Raw genomic sequence first — 25,561 nt, 5'->3', positions numbered from 1 at the left:
GCCGCTGAACGCACCGGAGGCGTAGCCCCTGGCTACGTTGAGGATGCGTTCGAGGCGAGAATGAAGCTGGCGGGCCGTTTCAGCAGCCTGCTAATTGGATGCGGTGAGATAGCGGCGCAAAATCGCCTGTTCAATCCTCGATCGCCCACGGTCCGGTGCCGGGAATCGGAGCACCAGCTGGATACGCCCCGCGTCGGTGAGTTGAATAGTGATACGAGGCTCCGGCGAGGGAGCTTCGAGGAGCGTGGTCTGCTCAAGCAACTTCATATGCCGACCGGCTTCTTCCATGAACGGAGCGCATTCTGCCTTTGCCGCGTCGAGCAGATGCCGTTCGGCATCCCGCCATTCGTCCTTGTCTTTGAGCGGCACCGTGAGGATATAGAGCCCATACTCCTGGCCGGGATTCTCTTTGACCAGGGCATTCGTAAACAGCAAGCTGTTCGGAAACACCGTCACGCGACCGGTATAGAGATGCGACGCCTGGCCCGGCCCGATCTCGAGGAGCTTAGTCGCAAAGACGTCGTGATCCAAGACGACACCCCGATGGCCGGCGATCTGAATGCGGTCGCCCACCGCATAGACCTTCCCGCCCACCCGTAACGCCGCCCCGCTCAAACAGAGGATGAGTTCCTTCGTCGCCAACACCAGCGCGGCGGCAAGCGCCACGAGGGACACGGCAAAGGCTTCGAGTTCGTGCGCCCAGATGACGACCAGCCCCACCAGCAACGCGAAGACCACAGTATTGCGGACCGAGACGACGCCTCGGCGTTTCTCTTCCATCGAAAGAGTCGGGTTCCTCGAAATCGCGCGGACGATCAAGGTCCGGATGATGAGGAGGGAGAGCAGCCACAGAATGGATTTGAGCCCATCGAGCACGACCGAGCTATCGATGTGCGGCAGCCACGTCAGCATGGATCCCCCCAGCTAACCATTAATCGGCGTTGAGGAGATCTTTGGTTCCCGGCATACATTCTTCGCGTTTCCATTGCTTCAAAATCTTCTGCTCATTAAAGGTCAGCGTGTAGCGGTAGCAATACAACATGGCCTTGGGACCATCCGGGCCAGCCTTCCCGATTAATGCGCTCGCGGTCTGCACCACATCGCCCAGACCGGAAAAGCTCACCGAAGCCAACTCCTTGTCGCTAAGCGGCACGCGATAGGTCCAGACCGAATCCCCACCGAGTGCCGGATTCTTCGCCGTATGGGGTGGTCCGAATCTCTCGGAGACTTCGTCTTGGGTAAGTCGATCCACGCCCTTCTTGAAATAGCCGTCGCGCCAAGGACCGCCACAGGCCAATATCGTTCCTGCGAGAAGAAACATCCCGGCTGTGAGCAGATGCCGCCGCACTCGTGTCATGACTTAGGCTGATCCTTGAGTTCTTGCATCCGCTTCAGCGAGCAATAGAGCGCGTAACTCTGAGCCAACATACCGGTGGCGAGCAAGCCCAACGCGGTCTGCAACCACTGTGCGCCCGTCTCTTCCAGCCCATAGATCCCGATGACGAATCCCAGTGCAATCGCCACGATCCCCACGAATCGCGCGATCATTCCGTTCATGCGCCAGTTGATAGGAGCCGGCTCGCTCTGCATATCCATAGGGTACGCTACACTGGATGACGCAACCGGTTCAACTCCGTGTTGCGCGAATGGTTCTGGCACGGACTTCCAGCAAGGCCGCCTCGTCGACACGCCCTAATTTCCGCAAAGCATTCGCCAGGTCCTCCAGCGTTTTGGCGACTTCCGGATGGGACGGCCCGAGCACCTGCTCTCGAATCGTCAGGGCTCGACGATAGAGCGGTTCCGCTTTCTCGGGCTGCCCCTGGACCACATGTAACTGCGCGAGGTTCACCACACTCAAGGCCACGTCGGGATGGCTGAGACCAAAGAGGCGTTCTTTGATCGCCAATGCCCGCGTCAGCAGGGGCTCAGCCTGGGCATATTGGCCATACATCCGATGGAGGACTCCCAGGTTGTTGAGCGTTGCAGCGACATCGGCGTGAAATTCGCCATGCACGGCTTGATAGATCTTCAACGCCTGCAGATAGACCGGCTCCGCCTCCACATACTTCCCTTGACCGGCATAGATCTGCGCCAATTGCGACAGGCTCACTGCCACTCGTCGATCTTCCAGACCGAACTCTTCTGCTTTACCCACCGCCAGGAGAAGCAGCCGTTCCGCTTCGGCATAATTGCCCTGCTGTATGGCCAGCTGACCTGCCGCCATCGCCGACTCCCAGGTCTGTTGCTGGCACCCCAACCAGGATACGAAGAAGAGGCTGAGCGTGAGCTGGCATAAGGTCTTCATCATGCGCCCAACCGTTCGACAATGGCTTCCGCCGGATAGGTCATAATTTCCGCCAACGTGGGATGGTAATGCGGCATGCGCAGGAGGTCGGCTGCGGTCCCACGGTAATACATCACCGCAATCAGTTCGTGGATCAGTTCACCCGCCTCCGGACCGACGATCTGCGCGCCAAGAATCTCACCCGTCTGTGGCGCACAGAGAAGTTTCACGAAGCCATGCTTCGCGCCAAGACAGAGCGCCTTCCCATGATCGGCAAAAGGATAGGAAGCGGTGAGATAGGGGATCCCTTCGGCCGCCGCACGCGTTTCATGGAGTCCCAACACTGCGATCTGCGGATCGGTAAAGACCACTTCCGTATCCAGACGATGATCGATCGTCTTTGCCGGTTGATCCGCATGTGTCGCGTTGTACGCCGCAATCTCTCCTTGCTGAATGGCGAGATGCACGATCGGCGTCAGGTCGTTCACATCGCCCACAGCATAGATATGCTGTTGCGACGTCCGCATGGCGGCATCGACAACGACCAGCCCGCCATCCACCTTCACGTCCGCCAGATCGAGTCGAAGCCCTTCGATGTTGGGCTTTCGGCCCAAGGCCTGGAGAATCTCTGCACCAAGGTAAGATTGTTCCCGTCCGTCCTTCATCACCCACACCCTTTTCCCTGCTTCGTCGTGAGTCACCCGCAGCAACTGCGCGCCCGTGACAACGTCGATGCCTTCATCGATCAATGCGGCTTCCAGCGCGCGGCCCACATCCTCGTCCATCCCCGAAAGCAGCGTGCGTCCCCGCTGAATGATCGTGACCTTGGTCCCCAGTCGAGCAAAGAACTGACCGAGTTCAAGAGCGACGGCCCCACCGCCCAGGACGATCAACGACTCCGGTTGGGTCCGGAGATCCAGAATCGTATCGCTCGTGAAATAGCCGGCTTGGGCCAAGCCGGGAATCGGCACCTCACTGGGCTTCGACCCGGTGGCCAGGATCACCGAACCGGCCGACAAGACCCTACTACCGATGCCAATCTCGTGGGGCGACTGAAAGACCGCCCGCGATTGATAGAGTGTGAACTTCGGATCGTGAAGCTGCTCAATGCGATAGTCGGCAAACTCCCGGACCAGACGATCCTTCCGATCCACGATCGCCGAGAGATCGGCCCGAACCGAAACCGGAGAAAGCCCGAACTCCTTCGCCCTCCTCAACAGGGCTGCCACGTCGGCAGACCGAAGAATGGCCTTGGTCGGCATGCAGCCACGCAGAATACAGAGCCCTCCGAGCGGACCCTGATCGACAATCGCCACGTCGACGCCGGCATCGCGTGCCGTTCGGGCCGCGGCATAACCAGCCGATCCGCCGCCAATGACGATGACATCATGTGCCTTACGCATGGAAACCGGACTCTGTGAACTCATTGTATGTTCCCGCTATAGTAGGACGTCAGGAAGGAAGGATACACGATGGTACAGCCTGGTCGCTATCGACACTATAAGGGCCACGAATATGAAGTGCTGGGGGTCGCACGACATTCTGAAACGGAAGAGGAGTTTGTCGTCTATCGTGCACTCTACGGCGAAGGCGGCCTCTGGATTAGACCGGCAACCATGTTCCTGGAAACGGTGACCGTTGACGGTCAACCTTGTCTGCGATTCCAGCTCCTTCCTCCCACCTAGCAGGATGCTGAACCTGATAGAATACCCCCCCTCTTGCCCCCGACAGATCGCCAGCTGAACCCTCCGAGCTTAAGTACTTACCGCTAGCCTCCGATAAAGACGTTACGAGGACAGCTATGGCTATCATCCCTGCGGTCAGTGGCATCGCCAGCATACATCCTGCGCTACCGGTAGCCTCACGCCCACCGGCCACTCAGGCTAGCACGGCTGATCGCGAGCATCGCTCAACGGAGCAGGAGGGCCAGAACGCCGACCCTTCGGCACGCCTGGCTCAGCAAGCCTATCAGCAACAGGCCCATCAACATTCTCTCCCTAAGCCGGCACTCCAGGCTCAGGACTTGATGACCTCGCCCGTTACATGGTTACCGTCCGACAGTGCCCTGCTGGAGGCATGGACGGTCATGAAGCGCAAAGGCATCCACCACCTTCCCGTGACGTCAATCCATGGCACCCTGGTCGGATTGGTATCGGACCGCGATCTGTTGCCCTACGCACATGAGTTGGAATCGTCCGGCTCACCGGGGTCCTCTGCAGGACAGACACTCGCACAGGTCATGAGCAATCAGGTGCTGTCCGCCACCCCCACCACAGAGCTCCAAGAGATTGCCCGTCTCATGCTCAGTGAACATGTGGGCGCAATTCCCATCGTCGACAACTCGCGTCACCCGGTCGGTATCCTGACCACCAGCGACATTCTCCGGGCCATCGTCCATCGAAGCCCGATCGAACTCTGGACCTAACCAGCCTTGATCCCTGCCTGAGTCTTCCTGAACACTACGGGCCTGTTTCAGCATCCTGCTCGGTCAGCCAGGTCCATTGCGAGAAGGTCGCCGCCTGCCCGACTGGCTTGCCCTCTACATCCACGACATTCCAGATGAGGGCGTTCTCGACAAGAAAACGGCGGCCGGTTGACGTCACCCTCACCCCTCGATAGCTATCGAAATAGCCTTGAGCCTTGGCTTGCGCTAGCATCCCTTCGCGTTCGGCCCGATTGACTGGTTCGGCAGTGAGCCGCGAAGGCGTCTGGACGAGCTGGTCCCACGTCATCTCCCATAGGTCCAATGCCACCTGGTTGCCGTAGTTGAGGAGGGGATCCGCTTCTGCTCCATGCGAGACAACGGCAAACGGGCTGTGAAACAGCTGATAGGCCTGGGCGTCCGCCTCGCCGATACGATCGATCAAGTCTCGGCTGGTCCAATGCCGATAGCTGTCCAGCAGCCGTTGAGTCCATTCGATCACGACGGGATTGGTCCACATCTGAGTCATGACGGCAACATCCTCTGGTCGTGCCATTGGGAGGGCCTTCTTTCCCTCCGATCGGGCGTTGGTACCACGTCCCGCGCCCCAACACAAGAATATGGCGGACGCTCTTGCACAGAGCCTAGTAGGACTCTGTATAATGTGGATCCTTGACGGTACCCGTCGAGAGAGACCGATCATTGAGGAGTAATCATGGCCGCTCAGACGCTATTCGAAAAAATATGGGAATCCCACGTCGTCCGGGCAGAACTGGATGGCACCACCCTGCTCTACATCGATCGCCAGCTGGTTCACGAAGTCACATCGCCACAGGCGTTTGAAGGGCTCAAGCTGTCTGGCCGCCGGCCGCGGCGTTCAGGCGCCACGTTGGCCGTGCCGGATCATAACGTTCCGACGACGGATCGGAGCGTGGGGATTGCCGATCCCCTCAGCGCGATACAGATCCGGACGCTGGAGGAAAATTGCCGCGATTTTGGCATCACCCTCTTCGGCATGAACGACATCCGCCAGGGCGTGGTGCATGTGATCGGGCCTGAACAGGGTTTTACCCTGCCAGGGACGACCATCGTCTGCGGTGACTCCCATACCTCGACGCATGGCGCGTTCGGCGCCTTGGCCTTCGGCATCGGCACCAGCGAAGTGGAACATGTGCTGGCCACCCAATGTCTAGTACAAAAACGACCCAAGACCATGGAAGTCCGCGTCGACGGCACGTTATCGGAACTCTGTTCGGCCAAGGATGTCATTCTCGCCATCATCGGCAAGATTGGCACAGCCGGCGGAACCGGCTATGTCATCGAATACACCGGCTCAGCAATCCGAGCCCTCAGCATGGAAGGGCGCATGACGCTCTGCAACATGTCGATCGAGGCCGGGGCACGGGCCGGGATGGTCGCGCCGGACGAGAAGACCGTCGCTTATATCAAAGACCGTCCATTGGCTCCGAAGGACATGCTGTTCGACCGGGCAGTACAAGCCTGGCAGCACTTCAAGACCGACGCGGGCGCCGCATACGATGTGACCGTCACGATGAAAGCCGAGGACATCGCGCCGCAAGTCAGCTGGGGCACCAGCCCCGGGATGGTTACCGGCATCGATCAACGGGTACCAGACCCACGAACGATCACCGACGTGAACCAGCGTCAGTCGACTGAGCGGGCGTTGGAATACATGGGCCTCATCCCGAACATGCCCATCACCGACATCAAGATCGATACGGTCTTCATCGGATCCTGCACCAACTCGCGCATCGAAGACCTCCGCCTTGCAGCCCAATTGGCTAGGGGCAAAAGCGTCGCCACGGGAGTCCGGGCGATGGTGGTGCCTGGCTCAGGCCTCGTAAAACAGCAGGCCGAACAGGAAGGGCTCGACCGCCTGTTCAAGGACGCGGGCTTCGAGTGGCGGGAAGCCGGTTGCAGTATGTGCCTGGCGATGAACGCCGATGTGCTTCAGCCGGGAGAGCGCTGCGCCTCAACCAGCAATCGAAATTTCGAAGGACGCCAGGGGGCTGGCGGCCGCACCCATCTCGTCTCTCCGGCCATGGCCGTCGCGGCCGCCGTCGAGGGACATTTCGTCGATATCCGAACCTGGAAATAGAGGACCTATGCAAGCCTTTACCACCATGACAGGTCTGGTCGCACCGCTGGACCGCGTCAATGTCGATACCGATCAAATCATCCCGAAACAGTTTCTAAAGACCATCAAGCGGACCGGGCTCCGCGAAGGCCTCTTCTACGATTGGCGCAAACAGAAGGACGGGGCGCAGGATCCTGCATTCTTTTTGAATCAGCCGCGCTTCCAGGGGGCCACGATTCTCCTGACGCGCGATAACTTCGGCTGCGGATCGTCGCGCGAACATGCGCCCTGGGCGCTCCTCGATCAGGGATTCCGTTGCGTCATCGCCTCCAGCTTTGCCGACATCTTCTACAATAACTGCTTCCAAAACGGCATTCTGCCCATCGAGTTGAAAGCCGACGAGATCCTCGCCATGATGAAGGACGTCCTCTCGACACCGGGGTACCAACTGACGGTGGACCTGGGAAATCAGACGGTCACGACCCCGAACGGTACCACTTGCCGCTTCGACATCGACCCCTTCCGAAAAGACTGTTTGTATCGGGGTCTCGACGCCATCGGGTTGACATTGCAGCATGAGGCCGCCATCGCGGCCTACGAGACTCGACGGAAGGCCGAGGCGCCCTGGTTATTCTCCGACCTTCGTTCGTGAACTGAGGAGATTGCCTATGAAGCTCTGGCACCCGAAACTTATGCTGATGATGTTCCTGTTTCTGGGGGCGGCCTATCTGCTCGTGGCCTTCAACTACAGCTATTCCGACGGGAATCGAGCCGGCTACATTCAGAAATTTTCCCACAAGGGATGGGTCTGCAAGACCCATGAAGGGGAGCTGGCCATGACCACGGTGCCTGGTGTGGCTCCGGTATTGTGGGACTTTTCAGTCTGGGACGAGAAAGTGGCGGCACAACTCGCGCAGGTGATGGGCAAACGATTGGTCCTGCACTACAAAGAATATCGCTACCTTCCTACGACCTGCTTCGGAGAGACCGCCTATTTCGTCGATCGCGTGGAACTACAAGAGTAACGTTTGTTCACGCGCCTCATATCCATCGCTTCTTTCTGAAGGCCACCAGCATGCCCACCCCTACTACAGCCATGACGCCCAACACGGCGGGATAGCCCCATTTCCATTGTAATTCCGGCATGTGCTCGAAATTCATCCCGTAGACCCCAACGATGAAGGTCAGCGGCATAAAGATCGTCGTAATAATCGTAAGCACCTTCATCACGGCGTTCAACCGATAGCTGATGCTCGACAGATAGATATCCAGGCAGGCTGAGACCATTTCTCGAAGGGTCTCGATGGTGTCCACGATCTGAACCACGTGATCGTACACGTCGCGGAAGAATACCTTCGTCGGCTCCTGTAAGAGGGGACATTCCGATCTGGAGAGACCATTCATCGCTTCACGGAGCGGCCACACCGCCCGCCGTAAAAATAGCAATTGCCGTTTGAGGGCGTGAATTTGTTGCAACGTCTCCGGCTTCGGATCGCTGACCACCAGATCTTGCAGCGCTTCAATCTTCTCGCCTAACGCCTCCAATACCGCAAAGTATTGATCGACAATCGCGTCGACCAGTGCATACAACAAATAATCGGCCCCGGATTGCCGCAGGCGTCCCTTCCCCCCACGAAGACGATCCCGCACCGGTTTAAAGACATCGGTGCCGTTTTCCTGGAAGGACAGCACAAAGTTCCGTCCGAGGACCAGACTCACCTGTTCGACGATGATATCCTGTCGATCGGTGACTGAGAGCATCTTCATCACGAGAAACAAGCAGGTTTCATAGTCATCGAGTTTCGGCCGTTGATCGGTGTTGGCAATGTCTTCGAGGAGCAAGGAATGGAGCTGGAACTGTTTCCCGAACGATTCCAGAATCTCCATCTTGTGGACGCCCCCGACATCCACCCAGGTGACGGACGCATCGATCGGCGGCGCAAGTCCGTCGAGCGGCGGGTCTTGGCGTTCGTCACAGCGAGTACCGGCGTAATTGAAGGTCGCAATCGTGACCTTGTCGGTCTTGTTCTCGCCGATATGGACAAGGGTGCCTGGGGGAAGCCCCGTCTTTCTGGATCGTTTTGTCACTAACTTCATCGAGAGAGACCTCCCAAGACCCTCTGCTTGTACGCAGGTTCTCCCCGAGGGTCAAGGGGGCACCCCGACACCGTCTTTCCGCTTTTCCGATGCCGCAAGACCTGTTACTCTTTCCGTTCAACGATGCGAGGCCTGGAACATGGAACAAGAACTAGCCCTGTTGGTCGAAGCGGTCCGGAAAGCCGGCGCGAAAGTCCGTGAATTAGTCAGGGATGGATTCGAGGTGCAGACGAAGCTGGACCGTTCGCCGGTCACGACGGTGGACCATGAGGTCAACCGCATCCTGTATGAGATGCAACGCCGGGAGTTTCCACAGGATGGATGGCTCTCGGAAGAATCCCCCGACGATCCGGCACGACTCACGCATCAACGAGTCTGGATTGTGGACCCCATCGACGGCACCAAGGCGTTGATCAATCGACTGCCGGAGTTTACCATTTCTGCCGCGCTGATCGAACGAGGCATCCCGATCGTCGGCGCGATCTTGAATCCCTCGACCGACGAGCTCTTCACCGCGGTGCGCGGGGGCGGTCTGTATCTGAACGGCTCACGCGTCACCCTCTCGCCTCCTCGTGATTTCAATGCGGTCATCATGATCAGTGGGAAAGATTTCGGGACCGACCGATGGTCGACGCTCGGCAACACGACTCGATGCCGTCCCATCTACTCCATCGCCAATGCCATGGCCCTGGTGGCGGTCGGTCGCGTGCGGGCCGCGTTTACGGTCGAGCCCATGAACGAATGGGACCTCGCGGCCGGAGTCCTGCTGATTGAAGAAAGCGGCGGCTCCGTCAGCGATTCGATGGGGAATCCCTTGATGTTCAATCAGCCAAAACCAACCCTTCGTGGTGTCATCGCTGTAACGGCCACGGCCGACAAGGACCTGCGCGCCACGCTCCAGACCCAGGCTGACCAGGCCCGGTCTCAACCTGAGAGGAAGCGAACCGCTCCATGACCATCGCCCTGCTGGGAACCGGACTCTTGGGCCGAGCCATCGCCGAACGACTCCAGTCCGTCGGCCATTCCGTCACAGCCTACAATCGAACCACGAGCAAAGCACGCCCTCTTCAGGACTGCGGCATCACCGTAGTTACGAGACCGGAACAGGCCATCTCCCAAGCCGACGGTGTCATTCTCATGCTGGCCGATATGGCGGCGATCCGTGCCGTCCTACTGACACCAGCCTCATTGGCAGCCCTCCGCGGCAAAACCGTCATCCAGATGGGAACCATCGCGCAGGAAGAAAGCCTAGTCTTGCAGGCCGAGATCGAACAAGTCGGCGGATTGTATTGCGAAGCGCCGGTGCTGGGAAGTCTTACCGAGGCGAAAGCCGGAACACTCTTCGTGATGGTCGGCGGAACCGGAGATCAGTTTGCCCAATGGCTTCCGCTGTTTCGTGCTCTGAGCCGAGAGCCTCGCTTGGTCGGCCCTGTCGGGAAGGCCGCAACCCTAAAGCTCGCACTCAATCAGTTGATTGCGGCCGAAATATCGGCCTTCGCCCTGAGCCTTGGACTCGTCCAACGGGCTGGTATCCCCGTGGACACCTTCATGGCGATCTTGCGGGAGAGCGCCTTGTTCGCTCCGACGTTCGAGAAAAAGCTTCCACGACTCCTGTCGCGAGACTATCAGCATCCAAACTTTTCCACCCGCCATCTCATGAAGGATGTGGAACTCTTCCTGAAGGAAGCCGCCGGTTACGGCTTAATCACGAGTAGTGTGGAAGGGATCAGGCCAGTGCTGGAGCGAACTATTGCACAGGGACTTGGCGGGGCCGATTATTCGGCCATCTTCGAAGTCGTCAACCCAACTCCATAGCCTCACCTCCTCCCAAGATTATTGCCAGCCCCCGCATCGGATAGGATCGCGCTTCTTTTTGATATTCGTTGTGAACCATTATTATTGATCTATACTGAATTTGTAACGACTGGCCAACGTTGCACTGGAACGGACATTGTGCACCCTCCAGGACCTACGAAATAGGAACCATGCAGAAGTCGGCTCACAGAACTATTGAACCACGTGCCTACGATCCCTTGATCCACGAGGGCTTCATTCGCCAGGCGGATCTCGTGAAAGCCTTTCAAGAAGCCCTGCAGGGATCGACCGACCTGGAAGGCCTGCTGATTGAGAGGTATCGGATCCCGAAACCGGCGCTCGGCAAGATACTGAGCGAGTTCTTCGATTGCCCCTATATTCCATTCAACGACCGGACCCTGGCTGATCCCCAACTCCTCAATAATCTCAGTCTTGATTATCTTCGCAAACACCACTGGCTCCCGCTGAAGCGGCAGGATGACATCTTGGATGTCCTGATCGACAACCCCTATGATCTCGATAGAGGTCATGACATCCAGCGCTCCTTCCCCGGCCTGACAATACGGTATGCCCTGGGCCTGCGATGTGACATCGAACGGTTCCTCAACGCTACGATCGGAGATACTGACAGTGGATCCATTGCGGACACGCTGGGCGAGTTGGTCAACGACGCTCACCAGGAACAGTCACTCGATAGCGACTCCGACGGCATTGACGAAAACGATTCCGCGATCGTACGGCTCGCGAATCAGATCATTGTCGAGGCGTACCGTCACGACGCGTCTGACATCCATATCGAGCCCTACTCGGATCGCAAGGAAACGGCCATTCGCTTTCGGGTGGACGGTACCTGCTCCACCTATATGCGGATTCCCGCGCTCTATCGCCGCGCATTGGTGTCCCGTATCAAGATCATGTCCAATCTGGATATTTCTGAACGCCGGAGACCGCAGGACGGGAAGATCCGATTCAAACTGAACCAGGACAGAGAAATCGAGCTACGCGTAGCAACATTGCCGACCGCCGGCAACAATGAAGACATCGTCATGCGGTTGCTCACGGCGAAGGCCCCCCTGCCTCTCGATGCCATGGAGTTTGCTCCAGCCACGCTCACGACGCTCCTGGACATCGTCGAAAAACCACACGGCATCATATTGTGCGTGGGCCCTACCGGATCTGGAAAAACAACAACTCTGCACGCCCTCCTTCGCCATCTCAACACCGACGAACGGAAAATCTGGACGGCAGAAGACCCCATTGAGATCACCCAGGAAGGGCTCCGGCAGGTGCAGGTCCAGCCAAAAATTGGATTTACCTTTGCTGCCGCCATGCGATCGTTCTTACGAGCCGACCCGGATGTCATCATGATCGGTGAGATGCGGGACAAGGAAACTGCCGATGTCGCCATCGAGGCCTCGCTGACCGGCCACCTGGTCCTGAGCACGTTGCACACGAACGGAGCGGTCGAGACGGTGGTCCGCCTTCTCGACATGGGATGTGATTCCTTCAACTTCGCCGATGCCATGCAAGGGGTACTCGCGAAACGCCTCTGCAAACGGATCTGCGTCAATTGTAAAGAACCGTACCATCCAACGGCGCAAGAGTACGATAAACTGGTGCGTGGGTACGGTAAGTACGCGTGGGAGGCGCTCGGAGTGAACTATCGCGAGGATTTTCAGCTCTATCGAGGGCGGGGATGTGACGCCTGCAACCAGACTGGCCTCAAAGGCCGAGTCGCTTTACACGAACTCCTAAGCGGATCAGATGAACTGCGAAACCTGATCCAGAACCGCGCCAAAACGACGGAGATGCAGAGCCTGGCCGCAAAGGAAGGGATGATCACACTCGTGCAAGACGGAATCCTGAAAGTGCTCGCCGGCCTGACCACCTTTGAACAAGTCCGGGCCGTTGCCATGAAATAACTGTTCGACTTTCGTTGCGATCGCCTGCGCTCACATCGTTCATTCCAGCGCCTTGACGAACTTCTTCAGCCTCTCCCCCTCTGAAGGGCGAATCTTAATAAACTCAACGCCGAACCTCGTCGCGGAAACCCACCGGACCGCGGCTAGATCGACCTGGATCGACTCCTCTCGCTCACAAAGTTGCATCATCAACTGTAGATATACGGCTACGCCGACGATGGTTTCCGAAGTGATGGCGCAGCCCTCCGCAGACAAATTCAAGATAGTGCCTCTGTCGGAAAGCTGATCTCCATTGAACGACACAGGAAGCTGCACCGCGAAACGGGTATGCTTACGTCCTTGCATGAGGCTCCCTGCCGATCATCGTATTCCGTGAGAAACGTTTCACGGTGCCGGTGGAGTATCACTGTGGCTCATAAGATCGGTCTTCTTGCTGAGATGGAACGTCCCACCCTTTTGAGTCGGCGCATGGTCGGTGCCGATCCGGCTATACCACCAGTTGCCCTCGCCTTCTGAAAAACCAGGAGAGAACTCCACTGTAAACCCACCATCCCGGTCATTTTCCTTCTGCGACCACATGCCGTGCCAGGTATGACCGACGAGCGTCTGGGTCTCGAATCGCCCGTCCTTCCAGTCATAGCGACCATTGCCCTGCTCATCTAATATCAACCGGACAACCGCTCCGTCGACATATTCCCATTCACCGGCGAGGACATGGCGGTTTTCGGACTGAGCAGCCGTCGATGACGGCAGGGCATCGACGGACACAGCCCGATGCATAGCCGGTGTATCACACGCTGCGGTGAATACCATACTGGCAAGAAAGAGCGGAGCAATGATGTATTGTGAACGCATGTTGTCGCTTTCCTCGAATCGCGTATTCCTACTTACCATGTGGCAAAGAGGCGGACAAGCGATCGAGCGAAATGGGTACAGGATAAGAATCAGGAAGCCAGTTCCTACCCAAGCTTCGCGATCCGGCTGCAGGCCTCGTCAATGTCCGCATCGGTCTTGGCATAGCTGAAGCGAAGAAACTGCTTTCCCTCAGCCCCGGAAAAGAAGGCTTCTCCAGGGACACCAGCCAAGCCGATCCTGTCCAACAGATGCATCGCCCGGTCCTTACCGGTGATACCTGGCAGGCGAGACGCATCGGCCAGCACATAGTAGGCGCCCTGCGGAATCGAGGGCGTCAGACCAGCCTTGGCCAGGGCCTGGCAGAAACGATCTCGTTTTCGTTGATAGTCGCGTGCCTGGTCGCGATAGAACGAGTCCGGAAGTTCCTGGATGCCGACTGCCACTCCCGCCTGCAACGGTGTCGGGGCGCAGACGTATAACAAATCGTTCATGGCTCCGATGGCCTGAGCCCACCGCGCAGCCGCGACGCTGTACCCAATGCGCCAGCCGGTGATGCTGAATGTTTTGGAGTATCCGCCAATGGTAATCGTCCGGTCGGCCATGTCTGGTAATGTGGCGAGGCTCACATGTGTACGACCGTCATACAAAAAGTACTCGTAGATTTCGTCGGTGAACACGAACAGATCGTGTTCTTGTGCCATCGCCGAAAGACTCTCCATTTCTTGCCTGCTAAATACTTTCCCTGAAGGATTGCCGGGCGAGTTCACGATGATCGCCTTGGTCCGTGGTGTCACCGCGCGCTCGACCTCAGCTGGGAAATATGTCCAATCGGGCGCCTGCATCTTCACCATCACTGGAACGGCCTCAACCGCCAGCAGCGCGCTGATGTGATACTGATAGTAGGGCTCGAACAGGATGACTTCGTCGCCTGGGTTGAGCAACGCCAAGCAGGCAGAATGAAAGGCCCCTGTGGCTCCCGCGCTGACCGTAATGTCCGTTTCCGGATCAGCTACGATCCCGTTGTACTGCGCCAACTTCTTGGCGATCGCCTGTCGCAATTCAGGCAATCCGTCGAATCGCGAGTAGACATTCTTCCCGCGTTCCATGGCCTGCGCTGCAGCTCGAATCACCACCGGTGGAGCCGGCGTGTCGCAGACCCCCTGTGCCATATTCAGACCGTTCGCCTGCACGCAGGCTTGGGTCATCGCTCGAATTTCTGAATGGGCTAATATGGCCATTCGTTGGTTGATTTGCCGTCTCATCATGGCATTGCTCCTCGGTCAAAGAATCTCACTTGTCGCAGAGCGGTTCCAGGCAGGTCAAGAGCATTTTCTTTGCAGCATACAAAATAGCCAATGGAGATACGACAGAAAGTCGAATGTATCGGGTACTCGTGACACTAATTGGATATACTACGTTCATGGTGCGGCCCCTCTTCCGAGTTACTCCACTTGAGGAAGGCTAGCCGACAACGAATCCGGTAGAGTTGTTTCATGGTCGAAACAACATTTTCCTAGTGCTTGAGAGAAAGGACGTGTTCCGTGGCCACGCAGGACCCCAGATCAGGACGAGCTTCAAGCTCTGATCACGAAGCCGCGATGGCGGAACGCCGAGGCCGCCGTCTTAATCTGAGTTGCCGGCTGTTCTTTTTTGGAGAAGATGACTTTGAAGGGGAAGCGACGATCCTCGATCTCTCCACAGGAGGCTGTCAGGCGACCTCACTGACCGAAGTACAGGTTGGCACGACGCTCCGCCTGTCCCTGTTCCTGCAAGATCAGGAATGGCCTGTACGCATCGACGAAGCCCTGGTCCGGTGGGTAAAGAGCTCAGCCTTCGGTCTCGAATTTACAGAAATCCGATCGGCCCAACGAGAGCGCATCCGTGCCTTGATCATGAAAGCCAAGCTCTAACAGGCTGCTAGCCCAAGTCATCCATCTACAGTAGCGACCCCCTTCTTTCCTCGCCGTGATCAGGATGCCTCCCCCTCACACTATCACTCTTCGTGACGACCTCTATATCCATGAATCCTGAATCGCCGGTCACACAGAACAGCTCGTGAGGAAATACTTGATGTAACGAGTGGCCTATCGTACCCGTGAGAGAATGCGCATTCGACCGGATTCGAGTTCTCCCTTACTTTTTATCATTCTTGGGAGAAGGCGATGGGTGAGACCTGAACCGCTCGTAGTACCGCAGCACTTTCTTCACGTAGGTGCGGGTTTCCCGAATACGGGGCACTTTGCGTTCCTTCACTCGATGGACCCCGGCGTTATAGGCCGCCAAGGCCAGTGGAAAATCACCCTGGTAGAGATTCAGCAAATGCCGCAATTGTTTAGCGCCTCCGCGGATGTTCTGCAACGAATCGTAGCGATCGCTCACTCGCAGGGTCGCCGCGGTATCCGGAGTCAGCTGCATCAAGCCGACCGCGCCTTTGCGAGACACGGCATGCTGATTAAAATCGGATTCGGTCTTGATCACCGCACGCAGCAGAGCCGGATCGAGACGATATTTCTTGGCGTACCAGGCGATGGCCCGGCCGATTTCCTGCTTTGAGTATCGCTGGTGAGCACTGTCGTAATCCGGTCGCGTCGGGGCGGGAATCGCAACGATCAGCAGACACAACAGCGTCAGCGCGCAGAAAGCACGTAGCAGGTGTGAACAGAGCAGCCCGCTCCTGGTTGGATTGATCGCCATCGTGTGGGATTACATTCCTATGCACGAAATAACCTGCATCATGGTCTGGAAGGTCTCAAGATCCGTGCCCCAACAGCCCTTCACTAACCTATGGATCGCACAGGGGAAACAACAGGCCGCTATATGATCGATGCCGTGAAGTGCACAGAGTGGACGTTTGAGAACTGTTGGCTCAGCCCCGAGCTGGCACAGTTCTTCGCAAACGAGGAGTTCTCGAAAACTTTAAAAAAGAAAACTTTGGAGTAATTGTGCGGGATCGTCGGCAGTCTACGGAAAGATTACTTTGGCACGTGAGAGCTTCGAAGGTCTGCACATGCGAGATAAGAAAAACTCCTGCTGTGTGCTCAAACAGGCCATCCAGCAAGGCCGCAGCGAGTGAGGACCGGAGGCGTACCCTCTGGGGCGCACGGTGCGACGAATAAGGAGCACCAAGTCTGTGCGCGCCGCCGAGTGAGTGAGGCGGCCGGGTCTCCGTGAGGATCTGAACGATGCGAGAACGAAGCTGGTGGCCTGTTTCAGCGCCCAGCTAGAGGAGCTCGCCGATCAGCTTCACCGCCTCTTCCGGCGAGGCAGCAGCATGGACGAGATCGGGCGAGAGACTCTTGAACAGGCTCACGCCAGCCTTATCCGCACCTAACAGAATCACCATCTTCTTAGCCTTCAGCGCCAATGCCACTTCCGAAACCGTACCGGTCCCACCGAGTCCGCAGGCCACGATGATGTCGCTGGACATCACGTTTACATTGTTGCGCGCCTGGCCCAGATCCGTGACGATGGCCACGTCCACATATCGGGATACCGACGCCTTGTTGTCCGGAAGAATTCCGATCGTCAAACTGCCGGGCACCGACTTGGCCCCCTCGCTCGCCGCGTCCATCACACCGCTCGCGCGCCCTCCGGTGAGCACCACCCATCCTTGACGGGCGATCAGCTCACCCAAACTTTTCGCATCGGCTAGCGCTCTGATACCGGCCTTGGCCGGACCCATCACACCGACCACTGGCTTTCTCGTCGATCGTCGAATCGGACGTTTCACGAACCGCACCTCACGGGTAAGAGTAATGGCAAAGATTGCCGGGGTCAGAAATATACACTGGAGGAGGAGGATTTGTCGCGCAACCGTCGTGGCAGGTCAGGATGATGCGATGAACCGGATGTGAGGCTCTTCACCTCGATTCGCGTTATGGTTTCCCCCACAATTCCTCGAGCCGCTGGGCGCGACCGCAATTGTATTTATAGAATTTGTAGCGAACGGGGTTTTTCTTGTAGAAGTCCTGATGATATTCCTCAGCTGAATAAAATGGAGCGGCAGGCACGATTTGGGTGACGATCGCTTCTTTGAACCGTTTCGATTGCTCAATGGCTTGCGTGGAAGTCTCCGACAGACGTTTTTCCTCCTCCGTCTGATAGAAAATGGCCGCACGATATTGTGAGCCGTGGTCACAGAACTGCGCGTTTGCTGCGAGGGGGTCGACGTTGCGCCAGAATGCATCCAGCAGCTTCTGGTAGCTCACCTTCGCCGGGTCATAGACCACTTCAACCGATTCCGCATGCCCCGTCCGACCAGCGGACACGTCTTCATAACTCGGATTGGCGACGGTCCCTCCCATATAACCAGACGTCGCAGACAGCACGCCGTCAACCTTCTCGAAGGCTTCTTCCATACACCAGAAACAGCCGCCCGCAAAGTAGGCCTTGCCGAGTGGCGCATCCGCTGTAGCCTGGCCGGTCTGCTGCAGAGTCCAGGCTCCGATGAGAAACATGACGACCGTCAGAAACAATACCGCAGTGTGTTTGTTCATGAGACAGTCCTCTCACAAAATCAGTCGAACCGATTCCTACAACCTTACAGATCCCTACGGTTATGGATTCGCTTCGGATGTTCCTATATGATCGAGCCCATGTGGACTGTTACCCGTTTCCTCGCATCGATCCTGCTTATCGCCGCTACCGGCTGTGCCTCCTGGTTCATGAAAGGCGAGCCGGCGGAGGTGCTGGTCACAAACGTGACGCCCTTGGAATCCACTGCCTTCGAGCAACGATTGCAAGTGGATCTCCGCATCCGCAACCCGAATGATTTCGATCTGCTCGTCACGGGCATCGACTTTACGCTCACGCTCAACGGAAAGAGGCTGGCACGTGGATTGGGCAATACCGGCATCACCGTTCCCCGACTCAGCGATGCTGTCGTCTCGGTTCAGACCAGCACGTCGACCTTCGATCTGGTCCGCCAGCTCCTGAACTTCTCACGGACGCAGGACCTCTCGTACGAGATCACAGGACTGCTCCATCTCAAGGACGGTCGTCTCCCCTTCGACAATTCCGGCATCCTTCTCGACAAGGGCCAGCTCTCGGACCTACCGACTCGCTAACCTCCTCACATCCGAGAAGCAGCCGGCATGAAGTCGGCATGGACCCAAGACTTCTTGAAGCGGTCTTCAGTCTCAGCCGCCTGATCGCCTTTATGTTGGGCCTTGAGACTCTGGATCAATCCGATCAGCGCCCACCCGTTGTCCGGATGTCGCAGCAGGTCTGCGCGATAGGTCCCTTCCGCGTCGGAGGGACGGCCGGCCAGCAAGAGCACCGTTCCAAGGTAATGCCGCACGGACAGAGGCCATATCGGCGGCTCGGAGTATGGGAGCGCCTCCTCCATCTTGATCGCATCCTCGAACAAGCGGATCGCTTCATCGTAACGTTGACGCCGAACGGCGAGTTCCCCTGCCAGGATCCTCTCGGCAATTTTGAGGACGGCTCCCTCGGTCTTGTCTTCCGCCGTACGATTCCGCCGGAACTGCTTCGTCAGGCCGGCCAGCACAACATGTTCACCCTCCGCTCCTGGAATCCGGCCAGTCGCCACAAGGGCGAGCCCCCGCCCCAATCGCCACATGCCTTCCATCAGACGCAACCCCTTGGGCGGCGCCGGTTCCCTGAGTAACTCCTCCCACCGGCCGAACCGAATCATCGAGAAGATCGGCGTCGGGAGATAGAGTTCCTTCCAGCGATCTTTGACGGCTTCTTCAGCGGTAATGGTGGCCGTCAAGTCGCGAGCCGCTTTCATGGCATCGACACTCCGTCCCTCCATCGCCAAGGAGGCCCAGAGAAAATGGAGATTGTGGGTGTAATACCCATTGGCATATTCGCCGGTCTGGTGTCGGGTGGCCAAATACTGTTGATCGATATGGGCTGCCTGCTGATTTCGTTCCGCCGCTTCGTGATATTTCCCAACCCGCATGTAAATATGCGCCGGCATATGCACGAGGTGGCCGGCACCGGGCATCAGATCGGGCAACCGCTCCGCACAAGGCAAGGCCCGTTCCGGTTGCAGTGAGGCCTCAACCGCATGCAAGTAATAGTGGCAGGCCCCCGGATGCTCGGGGCTCCGTGCCAGTACGGACTCGAGTGTCGAGACGATCTCCTCGGTGCCAGGCTGCGGTCGCCCATCCTGCTTCCACAAGTCCCAGGGCCGCAAATCCATCAAGGCTTCGGCGAACAACGTCGCCGCATCGGCATCTTCGGGGAACCGCAGCGCCATCGATCGCATCGCCTTTGCATAGGCTTCGTCGAGGCCCTTACGCTTGACCCCTTTTCGGCCGACATATCTTACAACCAAGGCCTCGATGTAGGCCCGCTCCCCGGGAGTGGCGCGATCTGCCAGCCGTTGAGCCTTCTGAATCATCTCGATTGCCCGATGCTCGTCCTTCTTCTCCATCGCTCCATTAATGTTGGGCCCTAGTGCCAGCGCGATGCCCCAATAGGCCATCGCCGTCTGCGGATCGAGTTCAGCGGCTGCTTCAAACGATCTGATCGCTTCTTCGTGATTGAAGGCATAGACGAGTCTGAGCCCCTGATCGAAATAGCGTTGAGCCTGTTCCGATGTGGTGGTGATGGGATGGTGGAGGGAACCAAGATTCTCGAAGAGCGGCATCGCGGTGGTCTGGCCGGCAAGAACTTCTTCCACTGGCACACACAAAGCCCACCACAATGTCATTCCTACTATCACGCGTGTCGCAACCATCCAACCTCCCACTAGACGTATGATCGCCCGTTGTTCAATCCACATCCCTCGTCGGCTTGGTCTACTGTCATCGTTCATCGTGATCCCTGTTTCGAATGAGGACCGCACGTCCTCCCTCATCGACAAAGGCTTCGATCCGATCCCCGACATGGGCCGGTCGATCGATGCGCGTATTCTCGTCGTGCGCCAGGCGACGGTCGATACCGCCGATTTCCCGAACAAGATAGGCCCCGCCCTCAACCGCCGTCACCTGCCCTTCGAGCATGGAGGCATGGGCCGGAGCTGCAAGTCGCGCATCGCTGTCCGGTCGGGCGCCCAATGTGCCCTGCACAATCCCTCGCCCGAGATCCTCTTGCTTCGACGGTCCCGCGCTATCGCAACCGGCACCAAACAGGCTGGCTCCCAGCAGGATCATGAAGCACCACCTCGTCATGTACATCTCTATTCCTTTCCGCGGTATCACGAACTGTTATCCGGCTGTCGGCTCATGACGAGCAAACGTCAGAATCGAGTGACGCTGGAAAAATTGAAATCTCGAAGCCTCATCGACGGCACCAGGAGCTTGCCGGTTTCTGACGTGATCGCTTCCGCCGGGTTAGTAAAGACCTCAACTCGATTGAAGATCTGCAGCGGGCTCTCGTGAAACCGAAAGTTCTTCACGGCCGACACAATCTGGCCATTTTCGACAAGGAACGTGCCGTCCCTCGTCATACCGGTGAGGGTGAGATCGGTCGGATTGACCGTCCGGATGTACCAGAAGTTCGTCACGAGGATGGCACGCTCCGTATGTTTGATCAATTCTTGCAACGTCGGCAGGGACGATCCTGCTCCAGAAAGGCAGGGAGCATCGAGCGTCGGGATTGGATCGATGCCTCGCACCTTCGCCGTGAAGCGATCGTACGACAACTCTGTCAGCACCCCCTCCGTCATCCAGTCTGAGGCCAATGTCGGCAACCCGTCCGAGGTGAACCCGATGCCCAGGAGATCCTCATGCGACGGCACATTACGGAGCGACAGTCGCCGGTCGACGATCGGTTGGCCCAGCTTACCAGACAAGGCGCTCGTGCCTTTTTCGTAGGCCTTCGCATCGAGCGTCCAGAGAAGCGCGGACCAGAGCCCCGCAACGGCAGACGGCTCCAGAATCACGGAGTAGTGCCCTGGCGGCAACTCGCGCACCTCCAGGCCCCGCTTCGCTTTGTTGATCGCGGTGAGGGTCCGCTCCTGTACTTTTAGGTGATCGATGGATCGATGGGCCGCGGCGCCCCAGCCGGTGGCCTCGCCAGCCTGAACCGTGAGGCTGAACCGTGCGTCGGTCCGTTCTTCGTGAGCGAAGAGCCCCGTACTGGCGGCCACGCCGACCGTCGCAATCGACGAAGACAGGATCCCGGCTGCGCCGAGATTTTCCATCCGGCATTGCCCGATTGCCTCGTTCGCATATTCCAGCCGCCGTGCCGGTCCTGCCAATACTGTTTCGACTCGCGTCGTCGGAGGCGTCGAATATTGTTGTGGCCCCACCGGCGGGAGGTATTCCGGATCCTCCGGCGACAATTGCGCGATCTCTGTGGCCTTGGTCACGGTCTCTTGCACCGATCCCGCGGTAAAGTCCGTCGTGCTCGCAGTGCCATGCCGCCGCCCGAATGCCACCGTCACGCTCAACGACCCACGCCTCATATCGACGTTCTGGACGATCTGATTGTTCGCGAACCGCGTCGTCCCGCTCTGCTGATCCTGCAACGCCACCAATGTATGGTCGCCGGTCGAACGTTTCATGACCAGTTCGGCGAGGAACCGAAACTCGTTCCGGCTCGTCAGCTTCGGCCAGGTTTTGTGGCCTGTCGTACTCATGATCCCGCCTGCCCTCCGATAACCTGGACGTTGCGGAATCGCGCGTGAGAGGCCGGATGGCTCATCCAGCCCGACTGGCCTGGCTGACCCTTGCCGCAGGTAATGAACCCATACCGCCTCCGGTGCGACCGATCGGCGACCCCGTCGCAACTGCCCCAGAACTCCGGCGTGATCCCATGGTAAATGACATCGCGAACCATATGGGTTCGCTTCCCGTTTTCAATCAGCCAAAAGGCATCGCCGCCGAATTGGAAGTTATAGCGCCGTTGATCGATGCTGTAGGACCCGTGGCCTTCGATGTAGATGCCCCGCTTGATACCGGCGAGCAGCTCATCGAGGGTGGCAGTGCCTGGCTCTAAGCCGACGTTGGCAATACGGACGATGGGCACGCTGCCCCAACTGTCCGCCCGATTAGACCCGCGCGAGCGCGTCTCACCGATGATCGGCGCCACTTCTCGGTTCGTACAATACCCGACGAAGAGACCGTCTCGCACAATGTCCCATCGTTGGCAGGCCACACCGTCGTCGTCGTACCCGGTCGCGGCAAGGGTTTCCGGTTCGCAGTTGTCGGCCACAAGATTCACGTGCGGAGAACCGTATCGAAAGGTTCCTCGTTTCTCGGTCGTGAGGAAGCTGGTGCCGGCATAGTTGGCCTCGTACCCGAGCGCACGGTCGAGTTCGCTCGGATGGCCACAAGATTCGTGCATGGTGAGCGAGAGGTGTTCAGGATCGAGGACGAGATCGTAGAGGCCTCGCGCGGTGGTAGGCGCCTTCACTTTTTCGACGGCCTGAGACGCGATGCGCGGAGCCTCGGCGAGGAAATTGGCGTCCTCGATCAATTCATAACCCATCCGAAGATGCGGCGTATTGAATGTCCGTGAGGCGAACCGTCCGTCATGAATCGCCGTGGCATCAAAATCGCCGCTCACGGCCAGGAGGTCGAACTCCAGACGCGAGCCTTCGGTCGAGACAAAGAGCTTGCGGTCCCGGCGGGCCCACAGACTCGCGCTGCTCCGTACGATACCGGCCTGCCGATGGACATACTCCATCGTCTCAAGCAGCAGCGCGGTTTTCTGTTCAAGCGAGACGGCAAAGGGATCGATCCGCCGGGCCGTCACAATACGGTCTCGATGGACCGGCTCATCGGCAAGCTTCACCTTGTCGATCGCCAGCGACGCAGAGCCTTTGGCGATTTCGATGGCCAGATCGGCCACACGAGGGGCTTCTTCCAGCGACAGGACCGAACTGGCCGCAAAGCCCCAGGCCCCGTGATAGAGGACGCGGATGCCGAACCCGCTGTCCTGCATATCCCGAATGGAGTCGATGCGGCGATCTTCACCGCTGATGATCTGGGTTGTGCTGTCGAGGATGCGGATATCGCCGTACTCGGCTCCGGAAGCCACCACGCGTTTGAGTACCAGTTCGGCGAGTTCGTCTTGATGAAGAATGGGCATGGCACCTGTATCCTGACAGAGGCACCGGAGCCGTTCAACTCAGGCCGCCATCGGGCTTGGCTTTCCCGATGTCATCCCCTACGATGTCGCCGCATGATCTCTTCAGGGCAGACGCCACGACAACGCATCATCGAACTGATCACCGGTACCAGACTGTCATCATACCAGCTGGCCCAGATGCTGGGCATCCCGGAGCGTCAGGTCGAGGACCATCTCCCTCACGTCGTGAAAACGGTGGCTCGGGACCCATCGCGCCGATTCATCCTCGAACCCTCCGTCTGCCAAGATTGCGGGTTTATCTTTCGCGATCGACGAAAACTGAACAGGCCGAGCCGTTGCCCCACATGCCGCAGCGAAGGTATCACCGCTCCTCGGTACGGCATTGAGCCGATCTAGGCTGTCCGCGCAACCCTGTCGCTTCTCATATTTCTCTTGGGCGCCTCGCCCTCCTCATCTAGAGTAGTCGTATTCATCTAGAGCCCACTACCATGGGACCTGACACATCACCATCTTCCAGCCGCTGGGTTGACCTCCGCCACGACGCCTTTGCCTCGGTCGTGGTCTTCCTGGTCGCGCTCCCCCTCTGCATGGGTATCGCCGTCGCCTCCGGTGCGCCACCTGCCGCCGGCATCATCACGGGCATTATCGGGGGACTGATCGTCGGCGCGCTGGCCGGGTCACCGCTCCAAGTCAGCGGGCCAGCCGCAGGCTTGACCGTCATCGTCTACGAGATCATTCAAGAGCATGGTGTGGAAAAGCTGGCCATCGTGGTCATGCTGGCCGGGATCATCCAGATGAAGTGGGCCTGGCTCCAGCTGGGACAATGGTTCCGCGCCGTCTCACCCGCCGTGGTGCATGGCATGCTAGCCGGGATCGGCGTCCTCATTTTCGCCAGCCAGTTCCATATCATGATCGACGATACGCCCCGAGGATCCGGGCTCGCCAATCTCATCACCCTTCCCTCTGCGTTCTGGAAAGGCTTAGTTGCCGACGACGCCACGCCACTGAATCATCACCTGGCCGGGAGAATCGGCCTGCTCACGATCGTGGCCATCGTGTTGTGGAATCTCTATGCCCCCCGGATGCTCAAGGCCATTCCCTCGGTCCTCATCGGCGTCGCGCTCGCCACAGTGGCGGCCATGTCTTTGAATCTCGATATTGCCCATGTGAAGGTGCGTGACAACTTACTCACGATCGTACAGTTGCCATCTCTCCACTCACTGCAATACCTCATGGATCCGGCCATCATCGGCGAAGCGCTGGCACTCGCATTGATCGCGAGCGTCGAAACCCTGCTCTCTGCCACCGCAGTGGATCAACTCCACACCGGTCCCCGCACGCGTTATAACAAGGAACTCTTTGCGCAGGGAGCGGGCAATGTGCTCTGCGGATTGCTTGGCGCCCTGCCTGTGACCGGCGTCATCGTGCGTAGCGCTGCCAATGTGGAGGCCGGCGCGCGGTCTCGCGCCGCGACCCTCCTACATGGTGGGTGGCTGCTGCTCTTTGTCTTCTTCCTTCCAGCCATCTTGCGAATGATCCCCACGGCTGCACTTGGCGCCGTGCTCGTCTTTACCGGATACAAACTTATGAATGTGGGTATCGTGAAGGAGTTGAAACGGTACGGGAGGAGCGAGGTGCTCATCTACGGAGCCACGCTCTGTACCATCGTGGCGACGAACCTGCTCACCGGCGTGTTAATCGGCATCGGGCTGGCCATGGCGAAGCTGCTCTATACCACCCAGAACCTCGAAACCCATTTTGAGCATGACCCGGAAAACGGCAAACTGACGTTGAACTTGATGGGGATCGGCACCTTTGTCAGCCTTCCCCGTTTGGCCACAGCTCTGGAAGGGGTTCCTCCCCTCGCGGATCTGCAGATTCAATTCACGTCTCTCCGTCATATCGACCATGCCTGTCTGAATCTCCTCGAGTCCTGGCAAAAACTCCACGAGGCGACAGGTGGACAGGTGCATCTGGATTGGAACAAGCTGCACGGGATCTCGTATCATGTGAGAAAAGGACCGCGGAGCGCCACCTGGTGGCAGAAATGGTTAGAGTAA

29 protein-coding genes are annotated in these 25,561 nt (G+C 58.2%); 12 read left to right on the top strand and 17 right to left on the bottom strand.

The features are described from left to right. Window positions 1-90: 90 nt before the first annotated feature. The 5 genes from Q7U76_00470 to Q7U76_00450 form a co-directional block, all read right to left on the bottom strand. A complete protein-coding gene (locus Q7U76_00470) occupies window positions 91-912 on the bottom strand; it encodes a mechanosensitive ion channel (GenBank protein ID MDO8354855.1) in 822 nt (273 codons plus the stop codon). 19 nt (window positions 913-931) lie between these two features. Further along, entirely contained in the window at window positions 932-1,357 is a 426-nt protein-coding gene (locus Q7U76_00465) for a hypothetical protein (GenBank protein MDO8354854.1), read from the bottom strand. Then, window positions 1,354-1,557 (bottom strand): hypothetical protein, encoded by a 204-nt coding sequence (locus Q7U76_00460; GenBank protein ID MDO8354853.1) that lies wholly within the window; start codon window positions 1,555-1,557, stop codon window positions 1,354-1,356. The genes Q7U76_00465 and Q7U76_00460 overlap by 4 nt, the downstream gene beginning before the upstream one ends. A 70-nt stretch (window positions 1,558-1,627) precedes the next feature. Further along, window positions 1,628-2,308 carry a tetratricopeptide repeat protein gene (locus Q7U76_00455; GenBank protein ID MDO8354852.1) on the bottom strand — a complete coding sequence of 227 codons (681 nt, stop codon included), beginning with the start codon at window positions 2,306-2,308 and terminating at the stop codon, window positions 1,628-1,630. Further along, window positions 2,305-3,687, bottom strand: coding sequence for a dihydrolipoyl dehydrogenase (locus tag Q7U76_00450; protein ID MDO8354851.1), 1,383 nt, complete (start codon window positions 3,685-3,687; stop codon window positions 2,305-2,307). The genes Q7U76_00455 and Q7U76_00450 overlap by 4 nt, the downstream gene beginning before the upstream one ends. A gap of 69 nt (window positions 3,688-3,756) precedes the next feature. Here Q7U76_00450 and Q7U76_00445 point away from each other — a divergent pair, with 69 nt between their 5' ends. Both Q7U76_00445 and Q7U76_00440 read left to right on the top strand, forming a co-directional pair. Beyond that, on the top strand, window positions 3,757-3,969 hold the full coding sequence (locus tag Q7U76_00445) for a DUF1653 domain-containing protein (protein ID MDO8354850.1): 213 nt from the start codon (window positions 3,757-3,759) through the stop codon (window positions 3,967-3,969). A gap of 116 nt (window positions 3,970-4,085) precedes the next feature. Continuing rightward, window positions 4,086-4,709, top strand: a complete 624-nt coding sequence (locus Q7U76_00440; GenBank protein MDO8354849.1) for a CBS domain-containing protein — start codon at window positions 4,086-4,088, stop codon at window positions 4,707-4,709. 34 nt (window positions 4,710-4,743) lie between these two features. On the opposite strand, the gene Q7U76_00435 is transcribed toward Q7U76_00440, so the two are convergent. Next, window positions 4,744-5,262 carry an MEKHLA domain-containing protein gene (locus Q7U76_00435; protein ID MDO8354848.1) on the bottom strand — a complete coding sequence of 173 codons (519 nt, stop codon included), beginning with the start codon at window positions 5,260-5,262 and terminating at the stop codon, window positions 4,744-4,746. A gap of 159 nt (window positions 5,263-5,421) precedes the next feature. On the opposite strand from Q7U76_00435, the gene leuC reads away from it, so the two are divergent. The 3 genes from leuC to Q7U76_00420 are packed head-to-tail and all read left to right on the top strand — an operon-like array spanning window position 5,422 to window position 7,829. Continuing rightward, window positions 5,422-6,825, top strand: a complete 1,404-nt coding sequence (leuC, locus tag Q7U76_00430) for a 3-isopropylmalate dehydratase large subunit (GenBank protein MDO8354847.1) — start codon at window positions 5,422-5,424, stop codon at window positions 6,823-6,825. A gap of 7 nt (window positions 6,826-6,832) precedes the next feature. Further along, complete coding sequence (gene leuD, locus Q7U76_00425) at window positions 6,833-7,456, top strand: 3-isopropylmalate dehydratase small subunit (GenBank protein MDO8354846.1); 624 nt, start codon at window positions 6,833-6,835, stop codon at window positions 7,454-7,456. Between the two features lie 16 nt (window positions 7,457-7,472). Beyond that, window positions 7,473-7,829, top strand: a complete 357-nt coding sequence (locus Q7U76_00420; protein MDO8354845.1) for a hypothetical protein — start codon at window positions 7,473-7,475, stop codon at window positions 7,827-7,829. 16 nt (window positions 7,830-7,845) lie between these two features. On the opposite strand, the gene corA is transcribed toward Q7U76_00420, so the two are convergent. Then, window positions 7,846-8,901 carry a magnesium/cobalt transporter CorA gene (gene corA, locus Q7U76_00415; protein MDO8354844.1) on the bottom strand — a complete coding sequence of 352 codons (1,056 nt, stop codon included), beginning with the start codon at window positions 8,899-8,901 and terminating at the stop codon, window positions 7,846-7,848. A 139-nt stretch (window positions 8,902-9,040) separates the two neighbouring features. Here corA and Q7U76_00410 point away from each other — a divergent pair, with 139 nt between their 5' ends. From Q7U76_00410 to Q7U76_00400, 3 genes are all read left to right on the top strand, one after another. Next, a complete protein-coding gene (locus tag Q7U76_00410) occupies window positions 9,041-9,856 on the top strand; it encodes a 3'(2'),5'-bisphosphate nucleotidase CysQ (GenBank protein ID MDO8354843.1) in 816 nt (271 codons plus the stop codon). Beyond that, window positions 9,853-10,716 (top strand): NAD(P)-dependent oxidoreductase, encoded by an 864-nt coding sequence (locus Q7U76_00405; GenBank protein ID MDO8354842.1) that lies wholly within the window; start codon window positions 9,853-9,855, stop codon window positions 10,714-10,716. Before Q7U76_00410 ends, Q7U76_00405 begins: the two co-directional genes overlap by 4 nt. A 170-nt stretch (window positions 10,717-10,886) precedes the next feature. Next, window positions 10,887-12,638 carry a GspE/PulE family protein gene (locus Q7U76_00400; GenBank protein MDO8354841.1) on the top strand — a complete coding sequence of 584 codons (1,752 nt, stop codon included), beginning with the start codon at window positions 10,887-10,889 and terminating at the stop codon, window positions 12,636-12,638. A gap of 39 nt (window positions 12,639-12,677) precedes the next feature. Here the strand turns inward: Q7U76_00400 and Q7U76_00395 are convergent, their stop codons facing one another. The 3 genes from Q7U76_00395 to Q7U76_00385 all read right to left on the bottom strand — a co-directional run bounded on the left by Q7U76_00395 (window position 12,678) and on the right by Q7U76_00385 (window position 14,755). Further along, window positions 12,678-12,983: a PilZ domain-containing protein gene (locus Q7U76_00395; GenBank protein ID MDO8354840.1), complete on the bottom strand. Its 306-nt coding sequence runs from the start codon at window positions 12,981-12,983 to the stop codon at window positions 12,678-12,680. A 39-nt stretch (window positions 12,984-13,022) separates the two neighbouring features. Next, window positions 13,023-13,493 (bottom strand): hypothetical protein, encoded by a 471-nt coding sequence (locus Q7U76_00390; protein ID MDO8354839.1) that lies wholly within the window; start codon window positions 13,491-13,493, stop codon window positions 13,023-13,025. Window positions 13,494-13,597: 104 nt separating this feature from the next. After that, the gene (locus tag Q7U76_00385) at window positions 13,598-14,755 is read right to left on the bottom strand and encodes a pyridoxal phosphate-dependent aminotransferase (protein ID MDO8354838.1); all 1,158 of its coding nucleotides are present in this window, start codon (window positions 14,753-14,755) and stop codon (window positions 13,598-13,600) included. 336 nt (window positions 14,756-15,091) lie between these two features. Between Q7U76_00385 and Q7U76_00380 the strand changes: the two genes are divergently transcribed. Beyond that, window positions 15,092-15,403 (top strand): PilZ domain-containing protein, encoded by a 312-nt coding sequence (locus Q7U76_00380; protein ID MDO8354837.1) that lies wholly within the window; start codon window positions 15,092-15,094, stop codon window positions 15,401-15,403. 223 nt (window positions 15,404-15,626) lie between these two features. Here Q7U76_00380 and Q7U76_00375 read toward each other — a convergent pair whose 3' ends face one another. From Q7U76_00375 to msrA, 3 genes are all read right to left on the bottom strand, one after another. Continuing rightward, entirely contained in the window at window positions 15,627-16,187 is a 561-nt protein-coding gene (locus Q7U76_00375; GenBank protein MDO8354836.1) for a lytic transglycosylase domain-containing protein, read from the bottom strand. Window positions 16,188-16,713: 526 nt separating this feature from the next. Beyond that, window positions 16,714-17,223, bottom strand: a complete 510-nt coding sequence (locus tag Q7U76_00370; protein MDO8354835.1) for a cytochrome — start codon at window positions 17,221-17,223, stop codon at window positions 16,714-16,716. Between the two features lie 145 nt (window positions 17,224-17,368). Continuing rightward, on the bottom strand, window positions 17,369-17,989 hold the full coding sequence (gene msrA, locus Q7U76_00365; GenBank protein ID MDO8354834.1) for a peptide-methionine (S)-S-oxide reductase MsrA: 621 nt from the start codon (window positions 17,987-17,989) through the stop codon (window positions 17,369-17,371). A gap of 99 nt (window positions 17,990-18,088) precedes the next feature. Between msrA and Q7U76_00360 the strand changes: the two genes are divergently transcribed. Then, window positions 18,089-18,559 (top strand): LEA type 2 family protein, encoded by a 471-nt coding sequence (locus Q7U76_00360; protein MDO8354833.1) that lies wholly within the window; start codon window positions 18,089-18,091, stop codon window positions 18,557-18,559. Window positions 18,560-18,564: 5 nt separating this feature from the next. Here the strand turns inward: Q7U76_00360 and Q7U76_00355 are convergent, their stop codons facing one another. From Q7U76_00355 to Q7U76_00340, 4 genes are all read right to left on the bottom strand, one after another. Continuing rightward, window positions 18,565-20,202: a tetratricopeptide repeat protein gene (locus Q7U76_00355; protein MDO8354832.1), complete on the bottom strand. Its 1,638-nt coding sequence runs from the start codon at window positions 20,200-20,202 to the stop codon at window positions 18,565-18,567. Window positions 20,203-20,269: 67 nt separating this feature from the next. Beyond that, on the bottom strand, window positions 20,270-20,635 hold the full coding sequence (locus Q7U76_00350; GenBank protein MDO8354831.1) for a hypothetical protein: 366 nt from the start codon (window positions 20,633-20,635) through the stop codon (window positions 20,270-20,272). Window positions 20,636-20,703: 68 nt separating this feature from the next. Then, the gene (locus tag Q7U76_00345; protein ID MDO8354830.1) at window positions 20,704-22,047 is read right to left on the bottom strand and encodes a TldD/PmbA family protein; all 1,344 of its coding nucleotides are present in this window, start codon (window positions 22,045-22,047) and stop codon (window positions 20,704-20,706) included. After that, window positions 22,044-23,501, bottom strand: a complete 1,458-nt coding sequence (locus Q7U76_00340) for a TldD/PmbA family protein (GenBank protein ID MDO8354829.1) — start codon at window positions 23,499-23,501, stop codon at window positions 22,044-22,046. The genes Q7U76_00345 and Q7U76_00340 overlap by 4 nt, the downstream gene beginning before the upstream one ends. 93 nt (window positions 23,502-23,594) lie before the next feature. Between Q7U76_00340 and Q7U76_00335 the strand changes: the two genes are divergently transcribed. Both Q7U76_00335 and Q7U76_00330 read left to right on the top strand, forming a co-directional pair. Beyond that, window positions 23,595-23,897 carry a transcriptional regulator gene (locus Q7U76_00335; GenBank protein ID MDO8354828.1) on the top strand — a complete coding sequence of 101 codons (303 nt, stop codon included), beginning with the start codon at window positions 23,595-23,597 and terminating at the stop codon, window positions 23,895-23,897. Between the two features lie 92 nt (window positions 23,898-23,989). Next, the gene (locus tag Q7U76_00330; protein MDO8354827.1) at window positions 23,990-25,561 is read left to right on the top strand and encodes a SulP family inorganic anion transporter; all 1,572 of its coding nucleotides are present in this window, start codon (window positions 23,990-23,992) and stop codon (window positions 25,559-25,561) included.

This window comes from Nitrospirota bacterium, assembly GCA_030645475.1.
Lineage (GTDB): Bacteria > Nitrospirota > Nitrospiria > Nitrospirales > Nitrospiraceae > Palsa-1315.
The sequence above is the reverse complement of the archived record's forward strand: the minus strand, read 5'-3'. Positions and strand labels throughout refer to the sequence as shown.